The 250-nt window shown below is 71.6% G+C and carries 1 protein-coding gene; it reads left to right on the forward strand.

Annotation, left to right across the window (positions count from 1 at the left end; all coding sequences use genetic code 11):
- A partial coding sequence (locus tag SB658_RS26110) for a hypothetical protein (protein ID WP_410603391.1) occupies window positions 1-250 on the forward strand: 250 nt, incomplete at both ends.

The following is a 250-nucleotide window of genomic DNA, read 5'->3' on the forward strand; positions in this document are numbered from 1 at the left end:
GGGCCACCTCGACCAAGGCGGCGGTGACCAGCCTTGCCATGAAAGGCCTGCAGCGGGGGCTGTTGCTGCTGCGCGGAGCGGTGATTGCCACCGGCATTGGCGCGCTGGTGGTGGGGGCGGGCTACCTGGCGATGAAGTTCCATCAGCTGGTGGTGGCCACCGGTGGCTGGGGCGCGGCGCTGCGCGCGCTTGGCGATCTTGCGGCGGGCGTCTGGCAGGGCATCCAGACCAGCGCCACGGCGATTGGCCC

It is taken from the genome of Bacillus sp. SIMBA_008, from assembly GCF_046535495.1.
GTDB lineage: Bacteria > Bacillota > Bacilli > Bacillales > Bacillaceae > Bacillus > Bacillus subtilis.